The organism is Pseudomonas sp. HMWF006 (genome assembly GCF_003061205.1).
Classification (GTDB): Bacteria; Pseudomonadota; Gammaproteobacteria; order Pseudomonadales; family Pseudomonadaceae; genus Aquipseudomonas; species Aquipseudomonas monsensis.
On sequence record NZ_QAIU01000171.1, the window covers coordinates 1 to 1,131 of the forward strand.

The 1,131-nt window shown below is 62.6% G+C and carries 1 protein-coding gene; it reads left to right on the forward strand.

Translation table 11 applies throughout. The features are described from left to right. Positions 1-1,055 (forward strand): iron uptake system protein EfeO (gene efeO, locus DBR24_RS06805; RefSeq protein ID WP_128614296.1); only part of this gene is annotated, 1,055 nt, incomplete at its 5' end. Positions 1,056-1,131 lie beyond the last annotated feature (76 nt).

Consider the following 1,131-nt stretch of genomic DNA (forward strand, 5'->3'; position numbering starts at 1 on the left):
ACGAAGTGGTGGTCAACATCAACGCCCACAGCTGCGATCCGAACGAGCTGAGCGTACCGGCCGGCCGTGCCAGTTTCCGCATCGTCAACCGCTCCGACCGGGCGGTGGAATGGGAAATCCTCGACGGCGTGCTGGTGATCGAAGAGCGCGAGAACATCGCGCCGGGCCTGAGCCAGGTGATCAACGCCAACCTGCAACCCGGTGACTACGCGATCACTTGCGGGCTGTTGAGCAACCCGCGCGGCGTGCTGCACGTAACGCCAACCGCCGCATCGGATGCCGCCGCCAAAGCCAGACCGTCGATGGTGGCTTTCGTGGGGCCGTTGTCGGAATTCCGCGTGTATCTGGCCAGCCAAAGCAGTGCGCTGATCAAAGCCGTCACGGCGCTGAATCAGGCGATCGCCAGCGGCGACCTGAGTCAGGCGCAGGCGTTGTACCTGCCGGCCCGTGCCGCCTATCAGCGTCTGGCACCGGCGGCGCAACGCCTGGCCGAACTGGACAACAGCATCAACGCCCGCGCCGATTATTTCGAAAAACGCGAGCAGGACCCGGCCTTCGTTGGCTTCCACCGCGTGGAATACGCGCTGTTCCAGCAACGCAGCCTCGACGGATTGAACCCGGTGGCCGAACGTCTGCTGGGCGACGTCAGCACCATCAAGCAACAACTGCTGGCCCAGTCACTGCTGCCGGAGCAGTTGGTCAACATCGTGGTGCGCAACCTCAACACCCTGGCTGACGTGCGCGCCGCCAGCGGTGAAGAGGAACGCTACAGCCACGGCGATCTCAACGGCTTCGCCAGCAACCTGGAAACCGCACACAAAGTGGCCGAGCTGCTGCGGCCGATGCTGACGAAATCGGCGCCGGATCTGCTGCCGAAAATTGATGCCGCGCTGAGCGATTTCGACACCGTATTGAACAGCTTCAAGGTCAAGGACGGCTACGCCACTTACGACACCGTCAGCGGCGAACAACGTAAACAGATCGCCGACAAGGCCAGGGCACTTGCCCACGCCCTGGATGGCATTGATCCCGCCCTCGGCCTCTCCGGCCTGTAAGCAGAAGACGAATACCGATGAAAGATTTGCAAAACCTCGATCTGCAACGTCGCCGCCTCCTGATGGGCATGGGTGT